The organism is Centipeda infelix ATCC 43532 (genome assembly GCF_000234095.1).
GTDB lineage: Bacteria > Bacillota > Negativicutes > Selenomonadales > Selenomonadaceae > Centipeda > Centipeda infelix.
On sequence record NZ_JH376799.1, the window covers coordinates 219,794 to 237,708 of the forward strand.

Sequence of the window (17,915 nt, forward strand, 5' to 3'; positions counted from 1 at the left end):
CCTCCTCACTTCATCTGTGCGATATTGTCCGCTGTGATGGACGTAAACGGAATCGCGAGATCCCCACTCGGCGGATTGCCCTTGAGGAAGCCCTCTGCAAGCGTAAGGGCACCCTCGCCCTGTGCCTTTGCATCCTGCTTGATGGTCTGCGCCATCTCTCCCGCCTCGACGGCAGCGAGCCCTGCCGGGGTCGCGTCAACGCCCGACACCAGGCATCCCTTGAGACGGTTCGCCCCCTTGAGAGCCGCAACGGCACCAAGTGCCATACCATCGTTGCCCGCAACGACACCATTGATCTCGGGGAACATATTCATCCAGAGCATCATGGTCTTCAAAGCCTCAGCCTTGCTCCATCCGGCATCCACGAACGAGAGCAGCTGAACGTCGGAACGCTTGTCCAGGCACGCAGCCTTAAACCCCTCCCAGCGCCCAACGGCACTGCTCTGGGTCGCATCGCCCTGCAAGTACACAATCTTCGCATTCGACGGCAGATGCGCCGCCATGTATTCGCCCTGCATACGCCCTGCTTCTACATCGTCGGAATAGGCGCGGAGCACCTGTCCGCCCGCAACGCTGCGGTTGACTGTGATGACGGGAATACCCGCATCGTTTGCCTTTTCAATGGTCTTAACGATGCTGGAACCATCGGCAGCAAGCAGGATGATTGCCCCCGCACCGCTGCTGATCGCCTCGTTCAGCTGGTCGATCTGCATATTGCCGTCGCTCTTCGCGTCGAGGAATTCGACCTCGACACCGTCCGCCTTCGCCTTCGCGGCAAAGGCCTCCTTGATCTGCGTGCAGAAACCGTCACTGTCATCGTAGTTCGCATAGATGATGCGGTCCGAACTCCCTCCCATCAGCCCGCAGCCCGCCAGCCCGAAACACACGGCAGGCAGGAGCAACAGCCCCAACATTCTCATTTTCATGGTAATCTCTCCTTTCGCACAGAAAAATCGGACTGTGTGGAACATATAGTTCGCAGACGCAAAGAATCACATCTTCTTGACCGGAACAGGTCCGCGCGAGAGCGCAATCGCACCTGTCCGCGCAGTCTCGATGATGCCGTAGTCGGACAGGAGCTCCGAGAGCGCATCGATCTTTTTTGCATCGCCTGTCAGCTCGATGACGACGTTCTCCACGCCGACATCCACGATGCGTGCGCGGAAAATGTTCACTACATCGATGATCTCCGCACGGTTCTCCTTCGTTGCGCGCACCTTGATGAGCACGAGCTCGCGTGTGATGGACTCCAACTGCGTGAGGTTGACGATCTTCACCACGTCGATGAGCTTCGAGAGCTGCGTCACAACCTGCCGCAGCTCGTTCTCCGAGGCAACGGAGACGACGATGTTGATGCGCGTGACATCCGGCTCCTCCGTATAGCCGGCGGAGATGCTTTCGATGTTGAATGCGCGGCGACTGATGAGTCCTGCGATATGCGTGAGGACGCCGGGCTTGTTGTCGACGAGCACGGCAAGCAAATACTTATCCATCTTATCTCCCTCCGAGCACCATCTGATCGAGCCGCTTGCCGCCCGGCACCATCGGTACGACATCCGCCTCCTGCGGCACAATGACATCGATGAGACGCGCGCCCTTGGCGCGGAGAGCCTGCGGCAGCACCTCCGCGAACTCTTCCCGCGTTTCGATACGGCAGCCCGCGACCCCCATCGCCTCGGCGAGCTTTACAAAATCGGTCTTGCCCTTGAGCTCCGAGGCGGAGTAGTGGTGACTGTAGAAGAGCCGCTGCCACTGCCCGACCATGCCGAGGATGGAGTTGTGCACGATGACAATCTTCACATCGATGTCGTTGTCCGCCATCGTCGCAAGTTCCTGGCAGTTCATCATGATGCTGCCGTCGCCCGTGATGAGAACAACCTCCTTGTCGGGGTGCGCGAGCTTCGCACCGATCGCGGCGGGCAGGCCATAGCCCATCGTACCGAGGCCGCCCGAGGTCAAGAAGTGGCGCGGTTCTGTGCAGCCGAAGAACTGTGCCGCCCACATCTGATGCTGCCCCACATCCGTAACGCAGATCGCATCCTGCGGAACGAGCTCACGCACACGACTGATAAGCTCCTCGGGGCGGATGTCCTCCGATGCCTTCCAGCCAAGCGGATGGGCGCGCTCCATCGAGAGCACCTCACCGCGCCACGGGCGGAAGCGCACGGGAAGCTCCTCTGTGCTGCTGTTCTTCACCACATCCAGAAATGCGGGCAGTGTCTCGCGCAGATCGCCGATAACGGAAATATCCGCGCACACATTTTTGTTGAACTCTGCCGGATCTATATCAAAGTGCACGATCTTCGCCTTCGGTGCGAATGCCGCTGTGTTCCCTGTTACGCGGTCGCTGAAGCGCGTGCCGAGCGCGATCAGGAGGTCGCACTCCTGAATCGCCATGTTCGAGGCATAGGCACCGTGCATCCCCGCCATGCCCGTATAGCCCTCTGTCTCTGCAGGAACGCTGCCGATGCCCATGAGGGTTGCAACGGACGGCATTCCCGTCAGCGTAAGGAGCTCACGCACATATTCCGACGTATCCGAGAGCACGACACCGCCGCCCACAAAGAGCAGGGGGCGATGCGCGGCAGCAAGTGCCTCTACCGCCTCCCATACAGCGGGCACCTCGTAGGGGACATCCCCCGTATAGCCGTGCAGTTCCACCATCTCCGGATAGCAGTACTCGATCGGCCTATCAAAGACATCCTTTGCCACGTCAATGACGACGACACCGGGGCGACCCGTACGCGCGATATAGAACGCCTCCTTCACCACGCGCGGAATGTCGTTCACGTCCTTGACGAGATAGTTGTGCTTCGTGATCGGCGTTGTGATGCCGACGATGTCCGCCTCCTGGAACGAATCTTTGCCGATGTACGGATTCGCGACCTGTCCCGTGATGCAGACCATCGGCACGGAGTCCATGTGCGCCGTCGCAATGCCCGTCACGAGATTCGTTGCACCGGGGCCCGAGGTCGCAAACGCAACGCCGACCTTGCCTGAGGCTCTGGCATAGCCATCCGCCGCGTGCGCCGCCCCCTGCTCGTGACGCGTTAGGATATGCGAGAATTTCATTTTATAAACTTCATCGTAAAGCGTAAGGACAGCACCGCCCGGATAGCCAAACACGACCTCGACGCCCTCTGCCTTCAGGCTCTCCAAGAGAGCGCGTGCACCATTCATCTGCAATAGAACCCCTCCTAAACAATAAAAGCACCGATCATGCAGCCCGTATATGGGGTCTCATGTCGGTACTTTCAATTGTATCCCCATAATACACTCTTTCATTATAGGGCTTTCTCATATTTTTTACAAGCAAATCCCCACACCACCGCTCACAGATGCTCGCTCGCAAGCACAAAGGCATAGACGCGACGTGCTCCTGCACGTTTCAGCGTGCGTGCGCATTCGGTGAGGGTCGCCCCCGTTGTCATGATATCATCCACGAGGAGAACATCCCGCCCCTCGACATACGTTCCCTCCGTCACGGCGAATGCACCTCGGAGTTCCCGCCGCCGTTCCGTACGCGTCTGTTCATAGAGCGGCGCTGTCTCGCGCGTACGGACGAGAAGTGCGTACAGCGCGATACCATGCGACGAGAGCCACGGAGCAAAGATCGCCTCTGCCTGATTGAACCCGCGGTCCTGCACACGCTGCGGCGCAAGCGGAACGGGTACGGCAACGAGCGGGTGCGGCAGTCCCGTCAGCACAGCCGCCCCCGCCGTGAGAATCGTATGAAGCGCAGGGAGCGCTTCCCTCTTTTTTTGGTATTTCAGCGCACGAAGGAGGTCACGTACGCCCTCCCGATACTGCGCAAACGCCCATATACCATCGAGGTATTCCCGCGCATCCCCCATGCGTGCGAGAACGTGCAGACCGATCAGTCGCTGCGCACATGTCGGACAGAACGCGCCCCTGCACTCGACGTAGGCGGAACAATTCGGGCAACGCGGCGGAAACAGGAAGTTTAGAAATGCTCTGAACACCACTATTTCTCCAATCATTCCAAAAAACGGTTGCGCACATCCTGTATTTATGATATGATAAACGCAGGAAAGAGATATATCTCCGAGTAACGTGTAGATCCAAGAAAGGAGAATGTCTATTGACACAGCTTTCAAAGCGCGGTGACCATTCCACCTGATGGGAATGCATCTTTGAAGAAGCGCAGAGACAGCAAACGTATATCGCTGATCTCATCCGGCATTGCATCGGCAAAGAATGACCGCAGCGCCGCCACCCCGAACCGTCGGATGCGTGGCAATCTTCTCTGTACGATTCGTTTTTCGAAAACCTAGCGCGCAAATTGGATGATATTTGAGATCTCCAAACGGTTTCAGCTGAACGTACAATACAAGCTCGCACGGGCACAGAGGGTGTTCGTGTGACACCCAACAACTGAATAAGGACGTGTTCAACTTTTATGGTAATTGTGAACTAGCCGGCAGCTTGCTCGAAACAGAGCGGCTGTCGGTTTTTTGATTGCGTGGAACACGCAAGCTTGTCTCACACAAAACGGATATCACCGCCGCTCGCCTTGCGCAGACGGTTCATAATCGCAGTCCCCAGCCCGACTGCCCCCGTTCCCTCAGCGAGGAGAGAAGTGGTGTCCGTATCATCAAAGTGGCGGAGCGCGTCGTAAAGGCAGGATGCAAATGCGCTGTGATTGCCGCGTGCGCCGCAATGATAAGTATACGCCGCAGGGATGAGATCTGCAAGTGCCATGACGGTTTCATTGCTTGCGATGAGTGCCGGCCGCTCCCCTACCGCCGTGCGGCGCAAGAACTCCTCTCTCAACGCCGCTGCGACATCTGTCCCCGTCCCCACATAGACGGTGAGCGGCACGCGCGGCGCATAGTGCATGTACTTCATGCCGGGCGCGCGTGGAGCTTCGTCCGCAGCCGTAAGAGCTGCATCCATGCGCACCTCGATGTGCGGCAGTTCCGCTGCAATCATCTCGCGCGTGACAGCACCGGGGCGCAGAATCGTGACAGTCCCCTCCTCCGTGCAGTCGACAATCGTAGACTCCACTCCCAAGCGGCAGCTGCCGCCGTCGAGAATGAGCGGAATGCGTCCCGCCATATCCTCATAGACCATCGCCGCCGAGGTAGGGCTCGGTCGTCCCGATGTGTTCGCGGACGGCGCAGCAATTGGCACACCTGCCGCACGGATGAGACGACGCGCGACATCGTGGTCAGGACAGCGCACACCGACGGTCGGAAGTCCGCCCGTCACGATATCGGGGATGCGTGCGGCTTTCGGCAGAATGACAGTGAGAGGACCGGGCGCAAACACCGTAAGGAGGTGCGCGGCCGTCGGCGGAACATCGGAGGCAACCTCATGCGCCATAGCGAGGTCGGCGATATGGAGGATGAGCGGATTGTCGGAGGGACGCCCCTTTGCCGCGTAGATACGCGCGCACGCCGCCGCATCCAGTCCGTTTGCGCCGAGCCCGTAGACCGTCTCCGTCGGAAATGCAACGAGCGCGCCGCTGCGGATCGTCTCTGCGGCACGCTCAAAATCTGTGGGCGATGTCGGACGAAATAACTCCGTATCCATTGTATCCTCCCTATTCCGTATACCCCACCACAACGCGCTCAATTCCGCCGAGATCCTTCAGCATCTCCGTCCGTACAATGCGCGGATGCGCCATCGCAAGTGCCGCAACGGCAGCCGCCTCATCAATCCCAACCTCGACGGCGACTGCGCCCCCCTCTTTCAAGAGAGCGGGCGCGCCTGCCATCAGACGGCGGTAGATGTCCAACCCATCCACGCCGCCGTCGAGCGCGAGGTGCGGCTCATAGCTGCGCACATCGGGCATCAGTCCCGCAATATCTGCCGTGGGAATGTACGGCGGATTCGAAAGAATCATATCGTACAGCCGCCCCGCAAGCGGCGCAAGCAAATCCCCTACATGGATGTCGATGCGCTCCGTCAGTCCCAGCGTCTCTGCATTTTCACGCGCAACTGCAGCAGCGGCAGGTGAGATGTCCACCGCATCGGCGCGTGTTCCCTCCGTATAGTAGAGTGTCGAGAGCGCAATCGCCCCCGTGCCCGTCCCAATATCTGCAATGGTGCACGCCGTCGCCCCCGCTTCCAGCCGCGCACGCAGAAAGTCCACGGCGCACTGCACAAGGATCTCCGTGTCGGGGCGCGGGATGAGCGTATCGCGCGTCACACGAAAGTCCAGCCCCATGAACTCGCGCCGCCCGAGCACATACGCAAGCGGCACATGCGCCGCACGCTCCTTCACATAGCCGCGAAACCGTGCAAGCTCCTCCGGCTCAAGCGGCTCATCGAAATGCACATAGAGGTACATCCGATCCCTGCCGAGGAGCGCACTGAGCAGAACTTCCGCATCGAGGCGCGGGCTCTCGATCCCGCGCTCCCGAAAGAAATCGGTCGTCCACGCGAGAAGCCGCTGAATCGTCCAAACCGCATCCGTCATCAGTTCACCTGTTTCAGACGCTCTGCCTGATCCGCCGTGATGAGTCCCGCCAGAATCTCGTCCAGTTCACCATCGAGTACCGCATCGATCTTGTAGAGGGTCAGCCCGATGCGGTGATCGGTCACACGCCCCTGTGGGAAATTATAGGTGCGAATGCGCTCGCTGCGGTCACCCGAGCCGACCTGACTGCGGCGGTCGGCGGCGACGGCGTCCGCCTGCTCCTGCTGCGCACGGTCATAAAGACGGGCGCGGAGCACCTTCATCGCCTTCTCACGGTTCTTGAGCTGCGACTTCTCATCCTGGCACTGCACGACAATCCCCGTTGGGATATGCGTGATGCGGATCGCCGTCTCCGTACGGTTGACGTACTGCCCGCCCGCACCCGAGGCACAGTAGGTGTCGATGCGCAGGTCGTTCGCATCGACAGTGACCTCGACCTCCTCCGCCTCGGGCAGGACGGCGACCGTAACCGCCGACGTATGGATGCGGCCGCCCGACTCCGTGACGGGAATGCGCTGCACGCGATGCGTGCCGCTCTCGTACTTCAGACGACTGTACGCGCCCGCACCGTTGACAAGAAAGGAGATCTCCTTAAAACCGCCGATCTCCGTCGGGTTGCTGCTCAGGATCTCCGTCCGCCAGCCCTGCCGCTCGGCATAGCGCGCATACATACGGAAAAGGCTCGCCGCAAAGAGTGCCGCTTCTTCTCCTCCGACACCGCCGCGAATCTCAACAATGACGTTCTTGTCATCGTTCGGATCGCGCGGCAGGAGGAGAATCGGCAGCTGCTCCGCGAGTGCGTCACGGCGTTCCTCCGCCTCTGCAATCTCCTCGGTGAGCATCTCCTTCATCTCGGCATCCGCCTCGGCGAGCATTTCCTTGTCCTCGTCGATGGTCGCAAGTGCCCGCTGATAGGCGGTATACGCCTCGATGATCGGCGTGAGTGCCGCGTGCTCACGCGTGTAACGCTGCCATTTTTCCATATCTGCCATCACGTCGGGATCGCTGAGGAGTGCCTCCAGTTCGCGGTATTTGTCCGCAACGGCATTCAGTTTGCTTAACACGTTACTTCCTTTCGATAGTTCCCACTTCCTGCGGGGATATCCTCAGGCGGGAGTACCGCCTTGAGACTTTCAATGGCGACCTCCACCATCTCATCGGCGGGCGGGCGCGTCGTCAGATATTGCAGCCACAGCCCCGGCGTAATCATGATGCGCACGATGCGGTTCTCACTGCGCCCCGCAAAGCGGATGATCTCGTAAGAGACACCCGCAACCACGGGCAGGACGGCGAGACGGCTCAGAATCCGCAGCCAGAGATCGGGCCAGCCGAAAAAGACATGAAAGACGATGGCGACGACCATGACAATCAGCAGGAAGTTCGTCCCGCAGCGCGGATGCAGACGCGGGAACTTCTGCACATTCTCCACCGTCAGAGCCTCCCCCGCCTCGTAGCAATGGATGGTCTTGTGCTCCGCACCGTGGTACTGGAACACACGGCGGATCCCGCCCATAAGCGAGATGCCCCAGATGTAGAGGAGGAAGACGAGCAGACGAATGCCGCCCTCGATCAGATTGAACACGACGGGGTCATCCGTATACGCCGCCGCGAGATGCGCCGCCCCTGTCGGGATGACGATGAAGAGCACACTTGCAAGGACGAGTGCGAAGAGGATCGTCATCGCAATCTCCTTCTTCGTCATCTGCTCGTCCTCCTCGCCCGCCGCCTGTGCGGAGAACGAGAGGGCACGCATCCCGATGACGAGGGACTCGACCATGATGACGGAGCCGCGAATCAGCGGCAGATTCAGCGCGGGATAACGCTCGCGAATCGACGTGACAGGGTGTGTCTCCACTTCGATCTCCCCGTTTGGAAGACGCACTGCGGTTGCGGTCTTATTCGCATCGCGCATCATGACACCTTCGATGACCGCCTGTCCGCCGACCGCAAGGTCGGTTATTTTTTTTGGCATAAAATTTCCTTACTGTACCAAAAAAGAGACCATTGCACAATCTCTCGTACAATAGCCTCTTCCTGTTGTCGTGCGGCGAAGAGGCAAGGTGCCGTACACCTCACCCACGCTGCTATTTCCGTGCGTAACGCTTCTGGAACTTCTCGATGCGTCCGCCTGCCTGAACGTCGCGCTGACGTCCCGTAAAGAACGGATGGCACTTCGAGCACACGTCGATACGCAGATCCTTCTTCGTCGAGCCCGTCGTGAATGTGTTGCCGCAGCCGCACGTCACCGTCGCCTCGAAGAACTCGGGATGAATACCCTCTTTCATGTAAATACACCTCGTTTCTTTTGCCGGATACAAGCGCACTTGTGCACGCTTGGTTGAACTCAGCGTGTCTGCGCTGAGAACGAGTCATGGAAACAAACGCCCTGCGTTCATTACCGCGCAAGTATAGCATAAAAATACAACCAACGCAAGCCTTACTCCAATTTGCTGTGGATAATACGCGCGAGACGCGTGCCGAAGAAGAAATTCCAGATCCACTTGACGGAGACCGTGAAGTCCGCATATTTTCCCGCAAGGCGGACGAGATGGACAAGCATCCACGCGAACCATGCGAAGAATCCGCTTGCCTTGAGATTGAATCCAAGTACAGGCATGGGGCCGTTCATGACCGCCTCACCCTTGCCGATCGTCGCCATTGCACCGAGATCATGGTAGACGAACTTCTCCAGCTGATCGGGCGTCTTTCCCGCAATCAGAGCCATAATGTTCTTCTTGACCTGCATTGCCTCCTGCGTCGCCACGGGCGCAACCGTCGGGAGCGGACGCTGCAGGTCGCCATGCTGGAAATTCGCGCAGTCGCCGATGGCAAAGACGCGGTCACTGCCCTTCACGAGCAGGTTCTCCTCCACGATGACGCGCCCTGCACGGTCGACCTCACCGCCGCAGTCCTTGATGAAGTCCTGCGCGCGCACACCCGCCGCCCAGATGACAGTCTTTGTCGGAATGACCTCGCCGTTGTTCAGTGTGAGATCATTGCCGTCGTACTCCGTAACTGCCGTATTGAGGCGCACATCCACGCCCTTCTTGCGCAGCACGTCGATCGTATGCTGCTGCAGATCGGGCGGAACCATTGGCAGCACAGAGCCCATCGCCTCAAGCAGGGTAACACTGACCTCACTGAAGTCGATTGTGTGGAACTCCTTCTTGAAGATCTCAATCAGCTCCATCAGTGCGCCCGCCATCTCAATGCCCGTCGCACCGCCGCCGACGATGACGAAGTTCAGGTGACGGCGACGCGCCTCACGTTCCTCAGGCGCACTCTTGCGCGCGGCACGCTCGAACTCATGGATGATGTGCCCGCGCAGGGCAATCGCCTCCTGCAGCGTCTTCATCGCGTACGAGTTGCGCTCCACGCTCTTGTTGCCGAAGAAGTTCGTGGTCGCACCCGCCGCAAGCACAAGATAATCATACGAAATCTCGCCGTGCTTCGTGATGACGACCCGGCGATCCTGATCGACCCCCGTGACCTTGGACATATAGAAATTTACATTTTGATTGTTCTTGAAAAACTGACGTGTGGGATAGGCAATCTCCGAAGCGGACAGCACCGCCGTACTCACCTGATAGAGCAGCGGCTGAAATAGATGATAGTTGTGACGGTCTACAAGCGTGACACGCACATTCTCTTTGGCAAGTTCCTTCGCAAGACGCACACCGCCGAATCCGGCGCCGACAATGACAACGTGTTTCTGATCTGCCATATTTTCCCACTCCTTGTTTTCAATAGTGAAAAAAATCACATAGTTGGGTCTTTTTCCCCTTTCGAGAAAGCATGATATGAGTGGCTTTCCCCTCATGAGGTACATGATACCACGTTTCACAGGAAATTCAATAGGATATTTCCCTGTGGTAGCATGAAAAACGATAATACTATTCTGGAGATTATAGTGGAAAACTATCACAAAGATTCGGTCTGCTTTGCCTTCCGCATCCGCTGCTCGATGATGCGTAGGCGGATCATGAGCAGCACGGCTCCGACGACGATGCCGCCGTTTAGCCCCACCCAGTAGCCGTATGGTCCGAACTCTGTCCACGCCGCGAGTGCATAGCCGGCGGGCAGACCGATGCCCCAGAACGAGAGCACGGCGAGCCAGAACGTGACGGTGACATCCTTGTAGCCGCGCAATGCCCCCTGCAGCGGTGCATTCACACAGTCACAGAACTGCATGACGAGCGCGTAGAGCAGGAATACACGAAGGAGTTCCTGCACCTCTGGGTTGGTCGTATAGAGCGCGGCAACAGAGTCGCGCATCGCCGCGAGCACGAGTGCTATCACACCGACGAAGACGAGGGTCAGCACACGGCTCAGACGAATGTAGGCGCGTGCACCGTTCTCACGCCCACCGCCGACCTCGTAGCCGACGAGGATCGTGATCGCCATAGAGACCGAGAGCGGGAGCATATAGACGATGGTGGTGAAGTTCATCGCCGCCTGATGCGCAGCGAGCACGGTTGTCCCGTACGCCGCCATGAGGAGGCCGACTGCACCGAAGATGCTCTGCTCGCAGAACACCGTAAGCCCGATGGGGATGCAGATGGCGAGCAGTGCCCACCAGTCACTGGGGATGGGCTTCGGCAGACGGGCAAGTACATGGTAACGTGCGAACTGCGGAATCCGCAGAACAGCAATGACATTGAGGATAAAAAAGATGCCGTAGCTCAGTGCCGCCCCAAGCCCTGCGCCGGGACCGCCAAAGGCAGGAACGCCACACGCACCGTACATGAAGATGTAGTTGAGCACAATGTTGATCGGAATGGTCGTCATCGTGATATACATGGTGAGTCGTGTCCGCCCGTGCGCATCGATAAAGTTTCTAAGAACGATCGCAGGCGCAACGGGGATGAGCCCAAGGGCAATATAGGACAGATATTCCATTGTAATATCTTCGACCACAGGCTCAAGTGCGAGTGCACGTACGAGATGCGGCACGGTCAACACGCCGGCGATGAGCAAAAGCACCGAAAGAATCGTCGCCCAGTAGAAGCTCTGCTGAACGACGCGCCGAATCTCAAGTGTGCGCCGCGCACCGTAGTGCTGTGCAATTACGGGCGTCAGTCCTGAAACGAGCCCCATAAAAGCCCCAAATACAGGAAAGAAGATGCTTGCGCCAACGGCAATGCCTGCGAGATCTTCCTTGCTGATATGTCCCGCCATAACCGTATTGAAAAACCCCGGTGCAATCAGCGAAACCTGTGTAACAAGAATCGGGAGAAGGACGATGAAGAATTGACGCGTACGCGCCGGATAGCCATGAACTTCCTTGAGCACCGTCTCCCTCCTAGCATAATATATCAGCCAAAGTAATCGGCAATCCCGTCGGCAATGCCCTGTGCGATCTTCTTGATGCCCGTCTCGCTGTTCATCATCTTCTCCTCATCCGGATTCGAGATAAAGGAGATCTCCACAAGAATTGCGGGCATATCCGTATGTTTCACCACATAGAAATTACACGCCTGTGTCCCTCGGTCAACGGTACCGATGGCATCGATCAGAGCCGTACGCACGCTGTCGGCGAGCTGTTTTGACTGCTTCGTCCCCTGCGCGTAGTAGTAGGCTGTCGTTCCCTTCACCTCGCGGTTTGTAAATGCATCCGCATGGATGGAGAGGAAGATATCTGCCTTTGCCTTGTTGGCGACATCGCAGCGTGCCTGAAGCTCCTCGACCGATGTTGCACTCGCCCCCTTCTCGGAGACCTCCGTATCCCCTGTACGCGTAAGGATGACGGTCGCGCCCTCCGCCTCGAGGAGACGCTTGAGCTCACGGCTCACACGCATGGTTACGGACTTCTCCATGATGCCCGTCGGACCGATTGCTCCCGAATCGCTGCCGCCATGTCCCGGATCAATGGCGATCCTTCGCCCCTTCATTCCTGTGATCGCCGAAAGATCACGATCCAACTGATCCGAATCGCGCGGGGAGCGCACGTCCTCCTCCTCATCCTCCGCGGTCTCATCCGTCTGCACAGGCGGCGCAGGCTTCTTCACTTCCTGTGCGGGCTTCGCCGCCTTTCCGCCCGCAGGTGCTGCACCAAAGTCCATGACAATGCGGGGCTTTTCCCCGCCGAGGGCAAATATTTTCCAATCGCCCTTTTTAACCGAAGTCTCTACTACAACACGAACCGTCGTGGCATCGAACTGAGCCACGCGCACGCGCGAAACGAGCGGAGAGTCGACGGCGATATCCTTCTTTGCCTCGGGCGCAACCCATGCATTCTGTACGTCGAGCACGACGCGCGTCGGGTTGGACAGCACGCTCTGTTTATAGGAAACAGAGCGTGCTGTATCGATGACGATACGGACATTCCCATCGGTTTTTCCAATGCGGACCCCCGAGACCTTCGTCATATCCTTTGCACGATCGCTGAACGCGGCTTCTGCCGTGACTGCAGAACCAAATCCAATCAGACCCACAAGGAGCATGGTAAACAGTAAAAAAATGCGGTGCAAGAGCCCATCCCCCCAAACGATAAACGGATAAAAACCTGCGAAGCATGCTTTTCAGCCACTCCGCAGGTTCTCTCCATCCGATGTCTTCCTATTGCTGTGTTTCCGCGTTCCCCGACGGCTCCGCTCCCGGTGCGGGCGCATTTGCAGCAGCACTGCGTGCCTTCGCCGCGCGTCGCGGTGTCCCTTCATAGATGATCTGTGTGATCTCGGCGGCTCGGCTCGGCTCGAAGGCAGTGATGACCTTTGCCGCGTTGCTCTCATCCATCCGCTGAAGAATGGCGATGCAGAGATCGATGTCGAGCGTCTCCATGACCTTCGCCGCATCTGCCGGCTTCATGTCATTATAGAGCCGTGCGAGCTTCGTGACACGCTTCTTCTCCGCCGCCTCGCGCTCCTTCTGCTGCTTTTCGATCTCCTCTTTCGTAATCTTCACACTCTCCGAGGATTTCTTCGGTGCGGCTGCGGCAGCAGGTGCTGTCCCCGTGGAGGTCGTCGATGTTTCCGAATGCTCCTCTGTTCCTGCCGGCGGGACAAAATACTCGCCGATGATGGGGAGCTCGTGCAGACCGTACTCCTCGTTGAGCGCCTGTGTGTCAAAGAGCCGGAGATATACACCGAGCGCAAAGCCTCCCGCGATCAATACGAGGAGCAGGATTAGTATGAATAAGATCTTTAATTTCTTCCGCATGGGATTCCCAGCCCTCTTTCTCTTCCCCTGTCAATACATGGCGCACTCAGCGGTAGATATCCAGCACGTTCGTCACGTAGTTCTGTGTCTCGGCATAGGGCGGCACGCCATTGTATGCCTTCACGGCATTCGGTCCTGCATTGTAGGCAGCGACCGCCTTCTTTACGTCACCATCAAAGGTATCGAGCATCTCACGCAGATATTTCGTTCCGCCCTCTACGTTGCTCTTCATATCGTAGGGATTGACCCCAAGCCCCGCTGCCGTCTCCGGCATGAGCTGCATGACACCAACCGCCCCGGCAGGCGACACGGCACTCTGATTGCCGCCGGACTCTACTTCGGCGACGGCAGAGACGAGCTTCGGATCGACAGCGTACTTTGCCGCCGCCGCGTGGATCATCTGCGTGAGCTGCGGATTTGCATAGTTCGCCGACTCTGTCGCCACCGTCTTCTCTGCGGCGGCAGATCCCTGTACACGCTGTGCAGGCTGTGCCTTGTGCGCCGCAGATACAGCATCCTTGTTGATTTCCTGCTGCAGTTTTGCAGCGAAGTCCATCCCCGGAAGCTGCTGCTTGGACAGAGCAAACTGTCCCTCGATCTCCGCAATACGCGCCTGTATCTCCTTGATGCCGGAAAGATCCATCATACCGCTTCCTCCAAATCCCTATTCCGCATGGTCAGCTGCAGGCCAATCTCGTCGAGCATCTTCTGCTCCTCCTGCAAGACCTCCGCCTTGTATTCCGCAAGGCGTTTTTCCCTTAGTTTTTCAATGCTTTTCAGTGCGCTCATCTGCTCCATGAGGACCTTGAGACGCTTCTGACGCTCGGCGTTCGCCGTAAGGATCACCTGCTGCTGATCCTCGATCTGCTGACGCTTCCAACCGAAGAAGCGATTGAAGCTCATCAGCGTGCCGATCTTAATTCGCGTACCTTCCTTCGACAGATTTTCGTAATCGAGCTGCCCTCTGTGCATTTCCTCGAGCAGCTGACGTTGGTAGGTACGCGCCTCCTCAAGAGTTCGTACCGCCTTGGCGAAGGCAACCTCTGCCTCCTCCTTCTTCATGCGAGTCACCTTGAGCAGTGTTTCGAGCTGAAATTTGAATTTCTTCATGATGCTTCCTCAGCGAGCTGCTCGGCAGATGCCGTCGATGCAGCAGGCGCAGCCTTCCCCACAGCCGTGAGCAGTCGCTGCTCCGTCTCCTCATAGGAGGTGACTTCGTAAATATCCTGACAGAGGAATGCGTTGATACCGTCGATCTTCTGAATCGCCGCGTCGATCTTCGGGCTTGAGCCCTTGACATATGCACCGATGTGAATGAGATCCTCGGCCTCGGCATACACCGCCATCAGTTGACGCATCTCCTGTGCCGCCTCAAGGTGACTCTTGTCCACAACCTCGTACATGACACGGCTGACGCTTCCGAGCACGTCGATCGCTGGGAAATGGTTCTGTGCCGCAATCCGCCGCGAGAGCACGATATGACCGTCAAGAATGGAGCGCACAGCGTCCGCAATTGGCTCGTTCATATCGTCGCCATCCACGAGGACGGTATAGATGCCTGTGATCGATCCCTTTTCACTCGTGCCCGCGCGCTCAAGCAGACGCGGCAGCATGGCAAAGACGGACGGCGTATAACCGCGTGTTGCAGGCGGCTCGCCGATCGTAAGCCCAACCTCGCGCTGCGCCATCGCAAAGCGCGTAACCGAGTCCATCATCAGGACGACCTTGTGCCCCTGGTCACGGAAATACTCGGCAATCGCCGTGCCTGTCATCGCGCCCTTGATGCGGACGAGTGCAGGCTGATCGGAGGTCGCAACAACCACCACGGAGTGTTTCAGCCCCTCCTCACCGAGATCACGTTCGATAAAGTCGCGCACCTCACGTCCGCGCTCCCCGACAAGGGTGATAACGCTGATATCCGCCTCAGTGTTGCGTGCAACCATGGAGAGAAGCGTGGACTTGCCAACACCCGACCCCGCCATGATGCCGATGCGCTGACCGTCGCCAAGCGTGATGAGCCCGTCGATCGCACGCACCCCGACGTAGAGATTGTCGTGAATGCGCGGGCGGGTGAGCGGCGGCGGCGGTGGTGCCTGCAGCGGATACTCTTCCTTTGCGAGGATCGGCCCTTTGCCGTCGATCGGATTTCCAAGCCCGTCGAGGACGCGCCCGAGCAGTTCGGGTCCCACCTTGACACGCAGCCGCCGCCCTGTTGCGATGACCTCGCACCCGGGGCCGATGCCCTGCATCTCTCCGACAGGCATGAGGAGCACGCTGCCCTCACGGAATCCGACGACCTCCGCCGGAATTGGCGGCATTCCCGCGAAATGCGAGCTCACATAGCAGAGCTCACCGACCGTAACGGTCGGACCCTGTGACTCGATGACGAGCCCAATGATCTGCGTCACCTTGCCCGTCAGCTTCATCGGTGCGGTATTGTGAAGCGCATCGCGGAATTTTTGGATATCTATGGAAAATGGGGGATTCCCCCCCGTTTCACTCATATTCATAGCATAACTTCCCGCACAGCCTTCTTGAGCTGCTCGATCTGTGTCTGCAGACGTGCATCCACACTGCCGTTCGGGGTCTCCACAAGACAGTCGCCCGGCTTCAGCCCCTCGTCCGAGGTGATCGTGAGATTCGTATCCCCCGCCGTCAGGATGGAACGCAGTTCGTCCCGCGCCATGAGTACAAAGTCATAGCTGGCGGGCGGAACGTGGACAACGATCTCCTTCTGGTCCTTGACACGCAGGATGGCATCACGCACAACGGGCAGCACCATCTGCGGCACATCAATGAAGTGCTGCGGCAGAACGCGCTCGACCGCCGTCATGGCAATCGAAACAATGTCCTGCTCGGCATTCACAACATAGTCTCGTATGGCATCATGGGCATCGCGCAGGGTCTTTTCCGCCTGCGCATTCGTCTGACGGATGAGCTCTGCCATCTCCTCACGCACGGCAGCTTCACCCGCCGTGCGCCCTTCGGCAAAGCCCTCCTCATACCCTTTCTTGCGAGCTTCTTCGCGATCCTGCTCAATCTGTGTCTGCGCCTCAGTGAGAAGGCGGTCGCGATCCTCCTCGGCCTGACCGCGAAGGACTGCAACCTGAATCTCTGTCTCCTTGACGCGTTCATCCATCGCCTGCTCGCGTTCTGCAATGCGTGCAAGCAGATTCTGAACGGCCTCTTCGCTCAGCCCTTCTTCCTCGTCGTCCTCACGGGGCGGCGGTGGAGGAGGTGGTGCGTCGATGAGATGCGGATTCTCTTCCCAGACGGCTGCCTTGATAACTCTAGACAATCATCTCGTCTCCCTTGCCACGCGAGATCACGATCTCGCCCTTGTCCTCGAGTACGCGGATGACACCGACAACCTTCTGCTGTGCTTCTTCCACGTCGCGGATCTTGACCGGTCCCATGAACTCGATCTCCTCACGCAGCATATCGGCGGCACGCGTCGACATATTCTTGAACACCTTTTCGGCAACTTCCTGCGGCGTTGCCTTGAGTGCAAGCGAGAGATCCTTGGTCTCCACCTGGCGCAGGACAAGCTGCAGAGAACGGTCGTCGATCTGAACGATGTCCTCGAACACGAACATGAGCTTCTTGATCTCTTCGGCGAGCTCGGGATTGTCGACCTCGAGCGTCTCGACAATCGCCTTCTCTGTCGTGCGGTCGACGCGGTTGAGCACCTCGACGATCGCCTTGATGCCGCCCGCAGTGGTAAAGTCCTGTGTCACCATCGAGGACAGCTTTCTCTCCAACACACGCTCGACCTCACGGATGAAGTCCGGTGAGGTGCGATCCATCGTTGCGATGCGCTTCGTGACCTCGACCTGTGCCTCCGGCGGAAGCGAACCGAGGACGATGGCCGCCTGATCCGGTTCGAGATATGCCATGATGAGCGCAATGGTCTGCGGATGCTCGTTTTGAATGAAGTTAAGCAGCTGCGCAGGGTCGGTTTTTCGCAGGAAGTCGAACGGGCGCACCTGCAAGCTCGTCGTAAGACGGTTGATAATCTCGAGTGCCTTGTCGGGACCAAGCGCCTTCTCGAGGACATTCTGCGCATATTGCAGACCGCCCGAGGAAATGTAGTCCTGTGCCATGCACATAGAGTAGAACTCGGCGATGACTTCCGCCTTGAGTGCGGAAGAAACCTGCTTCTGGTTCGCAATCTCGAGCGTCAGATGCTCGATCTCATCGTCGTCCATATGCTGAAACAGCTTTGCCGAGTACTCGGGACCGATTGCGATAAAGAGGATCGCCGCTTTCTGCTGATTGGTCAGATCACCGCTGCCATACATATCCGGCATAT

General features: G+C 58.2%; 19 protein-coding genes. 1 reads left to right on the forward strand and 18 read right to left on the reverse strand.

Annotated features, from left to right (window positions below; genetic code table 11):
- Positions 1–5 precede the first annotated feature (5 nt).
- From HMPREF9334_RS07070 to HMPREF9334_RS07085, 4 genes are all read right to left on the reverse strand, one after another.
- The gene (locus HMPREF9334_RS07070; protein ID WP_006692794.1) at positions 6–926 is read right to left on the reverse strand and encodes a sugar ABC transporter substrate-binding protein; all 921 of its coding nucleotides are present in this window, start codon (positions 924–926) and stop codon (positions 6–8) included.
- A 66-nt stretch (positions 927–992) separates the two neighbouring features.
- Positions 993–1,493, reverse strand: a complete 501-nt coding sequence (gene ilvN / locus HMPREF9334_RS07075; protein WP_006692795.1) for an acetolactate synthase small subunit — start codon at positions 1,491–1,493, stop codon at positions 993–995.
- 1 nt (position 1,494) lies between these two features.
- Positions 1,495–3,180 carry a biosynthetic-type acetolactate synthase large subunit gene (gene ilvB, locus HMPREF9334_RS07080; protein WP_006692796.1) on the reverse strand — a complete coding sequence of 562 codons (1,686 nt, stop codon included), beginning with the start codon at positions 3,178–3,180 and terminating at the stop codon, positions 1,495–1,497.
- A 152-nt stretch (positions 3,181–3,332) separates the two neighbouring features.
- Positions 3,333–4,001: a ComF family protein gene (locus tag HMPREF9334_RS07085; protein WP_039957410.1), complete on the reverse strand. Its 669-nt coding sequence runs from the start codon at positions 3,999–4,001 to the stop codon at positions 3,333–3,335.
- A 153-nt stretch (positions 4,002–4,154) separates the two neighbouring features.
- On the opposite strand from HMPREF9334_RS07085, the gene HMPREF9334_RS12325 reads away from it, so the two are divergent.
- Complete coding sequence (locus tag HMPREF9334_RS12325; RefSeq protein ID WP_169311789.1) at positions 4,155–4,295, forward strand: hypothetical protein; 141 nt, start codon at positions 4,155–4,157, stop codon at positions 4,293–4,295.
- Between the two features lie 208 nt (positions 4,296–4,503).
- Here the strand turns inward: HMPREF9334_RS12325 and HMPREF9334_RS07090 are convergent, their stop codons facing one another.
- The 14 genes from HMPREF9334_RS07090 to fliG form a co-directional block, all read right to left on the reverse strand.
- Positions 4,504–5,556, reverse strand: coding sequence for an L-threonylcarbamoyladenylate synthase (locus tag HMPREF9334_RS07090; RefSeq protein WP_006692798.1), 1,053 nt, complete (start codon positions 5,554–5,556; stop codon positions 4,504–4,506).
- Positions 5,557–5,566: 10 nt separating this feature from the next.
- Positions 5,567–6,445 carry a peptide chain release factor N(5)-glutamine methyltransferase gene (prmC, locus tag HMPREF9334_RS07095; protein WP_006692799.1) on the reverse strand — a complete coding sequence of 293 codons (879 nt, stop codon included), beginning with the start codon at positions 6,443–6,445 and terminating at the stop codon, positions 5,567–5,569.
- The gene (prfA, locus tag HMPREF9334_RS07100; RefSeq protein ID WP_006692800.1) at positions 6,445–7,509 is read right to left on the reverse strand and encodes a peptide chain release factor 1; all 1,065 of its coding nucleotides are present in this window, start codon (positions 7,507–7,509) and stop codon (positions 6,445–6,447) included. Before prfA ends, prmC begins: the two co-directional genes overlap by 1 nt.
- The gene (locus tag HMPREF9334_RS07105) at positions 7,503–8,417 is read right to left on the reverse strand and encodes a DUF1385 domain-containing protein (RefSeq protein ID WP_006692801.1); all 915 of its coding nucleotides are present in this window, start codon (positions 8,415–8,417) and stop codon (positions 7,503–7,505) included. Before HMPREF9334_RS07105 ends, prfA begins: the two co-directional genes overlap by 7 nt.
- A gap of 112 nt (positions 8,418–8,529) precedes the next feature.
- Complete coding sequence (gene rpmE, locus HMPREF9334_RS07110; protein WP_006307374.1) at positions 8,530–8,730, reverse strand: 50S ribosomal protein L31; 201 nt, start codon at positions 8,728–8,730, stop codon at positions 8,530–8,532.
- 152 nt (positions 8,731–8,882) lie between these two features.
- Entirely contained in the window at positions 8,883–10,169 is a 1,287-nt protein-coding gene (locus tag HMPREF9334_RS07115; protein WP_006692802.1) for an NAD(P)/FAD-dependent oxidoreductase, read from the reverse strand.
- Between the two features lie 197 nt (positions 10,170–10,366).
- Complete coding sequence (locus HMPREF9334_RS07120) at positions 10,367–11,737, reverse strand: MATE family efflux transporter (protein ID WP_006692803.1); 1,371 nt, start codon at positions 11,735–11,737, stop codon at positions 10,367–10,369.
- A 23-nt stretch (positions 11,738–11,760) separates the two neighbouring features.
- Positions 11,761–12,915 carry an N-acetylmuramoyl-L-alanine amidase gene (locus HMPREF9334_RS07125; RefSeq protein WP_006692804.1) on the reverse strand — a complete coding sequence of 385 codons (1,155 nt, stop codon included), beginning with the start codon at positions 12,913–12,915 and terminating at the stop codon, positions 11,761–11,763.
- A gap of 88 nt (positions 12,916–13,003) precedes the next feature.
- On the reverse strand, positions 13,004–13,603 hold the full coding sequence (locus tag HMPREF9334_RS07130; RefSeq protein WP_006692805.1) for a MotE family protein: 600 nt from the start codon (positions 13,601–13,603) through the stop codon (positions 13,004–13,006).
- Between the two features lie 46 nt (positions 13,604–13,649).
- Complete coding sequence (locus tag HMPREF9334_RS07135) at positions 13,650–14,249, reverse strand: lytic transglycosylase domain-containing protein (RefSeq protein ID WP_006692806.1); 600 nt, start codon at positions 14,247–14,249, stop codon at positions 13,650–13,652.
- A complete protein-coding gene (gene fliJ, locus HMPREF9334_RS07140; RefSeq protein WP_006692807.1) occupies positions 14,246–14,713 on the reverse strand; it encodes a flagellar export protein FliJ in 468 nt (155 codons plus the stop codon). The genes HMPREF9334_RS07135 and fliJ overlap by 4 nt, the downstream gene beginning before the upstream one ends.
- Positions 14,710–16,113, reverse strand: a complete 1,404-nt coding sequence (fliI, locus tag HMPREF9334_RS07145) for a flagellar protein export ATPase FliI (RefSeq protein ID WP_006692808.1) — start codon at positions 16,111–16,113, stop codon at positions 14,710–14,712. Before fliI ends, fliJ begins: the two co-directional genes overlap by 4 nt.
- Positions 16,110–16,901 (reverse strand): FliH/SctL family protein, encoded by a 792-nt coding sequence (locus HMPREF9334_RS07150; protein WP_006692809.1) that lies wholly within the window; start codon positions 16,899–16,901, stop codon positions 16,110–16,112. Before HMPREF9334_RS07150 ends, fliI begins: the two co-directional genes overlap by 4 nt.
- Entirely contained in the window at positions 16,894–17,913 is a 1,020-nt protein-coding gene (gene fliG / locus HMPREF9334_RS07155) for a flagellar motor switch protein FliG (RefSeq protein WP_006692810.1), read from the reverse strand. The genes HMPREF9334_RS07150 and fliG overlap by 8 nt, the downstream gene beginning before the upstream one ends.
- Positions 17,914–17,915: the final 2 nt, after the last annotated feature.

Bases quoted from the DNA above. Each gene is read 5' to 3' on its own strand.
- HMPREF9334_RS07070 (WP_006692794.1), bottom strand. From the start codon at position 926: ATGAAAATGAGAATGTTGGGGCTGTTGCTCCTGCCTGCCGTGTGTTTC.
- ilvN (WP_006692795.1), bottom strand. From the start codon at position 1,493: ATGGATAAGTATTTGCTTGCCGTGCTCGTCGACAACAAGCCCGGCGTC.
- ilvB (WP_006692796.1), bottom strand. From the start codon at position 3,180: ATGAATGGTGCACGCGCTCTCTTGGAGAGCCTGAAGGCAGAGGGCGTC.
- HMPREF9334_RS07085 (WP_039957410.1), bottom strand. From the start codon at position 4,001: ATGATTGGAGAAATAGTGGTGTTCAGAGCATTTCTAAACTTCCTGTTT.
- HMPREF9334_RS07090 (WP_006692798.1), bottom strand. From the start codon at position 5,556: ATGGATACGGAGTTATTTCGTCCGACATCGCCCACAGATTTTGAGCGT.
- prmC (WP_006692799.1), bottom strand. From the start codon at position 6,445: ATGACGGATGCGGTTTGGACGATTCAGCGGCTTCTCGCGTGGACGACC.
- HMPREF9334_RS07105 (WP_006692801.1), bottom strand. From the start codon at position 8,417: ATGCCAAAAAAAATAACCGACCTTGCGGTCGGCGGACAGGCGGTCATC.
- rpmE (WP_006307374.1), bottom strand. From the start codon at position 8,730: ATGAAAGAGGGTATTCATCCCGAGTTCTTCGAGGCGACGGTGACGTGC.
- HMPREF9334_RS07115 (WP_006692802.1), bottom strand. From the start codon at position 10,169: ATGGCAGATCAGAAACACGTTGTCATTGTCGGCGCCGGATTCGGCGGT.
- HMPREF9334_RS07130 (WP_006692805.1), bottom strand. From the start codon at position 13,603: ATGCGGAAGAAATTAAAGATCTTATTCATACTAATCCTGCTCCTCGTA.
- HMPREF9334_RS07135 (WP_006692806.1), bottom strand. From the start codon at position 14,249: ATGATGGATCTTTCCGGCATCAAGGAGATACAGGCGCGTATTGCGGAG.
- fliJ (WP_006692807.1), bottom strand. From the start codon at position 14,713: ATGAAGAAATTCAAATTTCAGCTCGAAACACTGCTCAAGGTGACTCGC.
- fliI (WP_006692808.1), bottom strand. From the start codon at position 16,113: ATGAATATGAGTGAAACGGGGGGGAATCCCCCATTTTCCATAGATATC.
- fliG (WP_006692810.1), bottom strand. From the start codon at position 17,913: ATGCCGGATATGTATGGCAGCGGTGATCTGACCAATCAGCAGAAAGCG.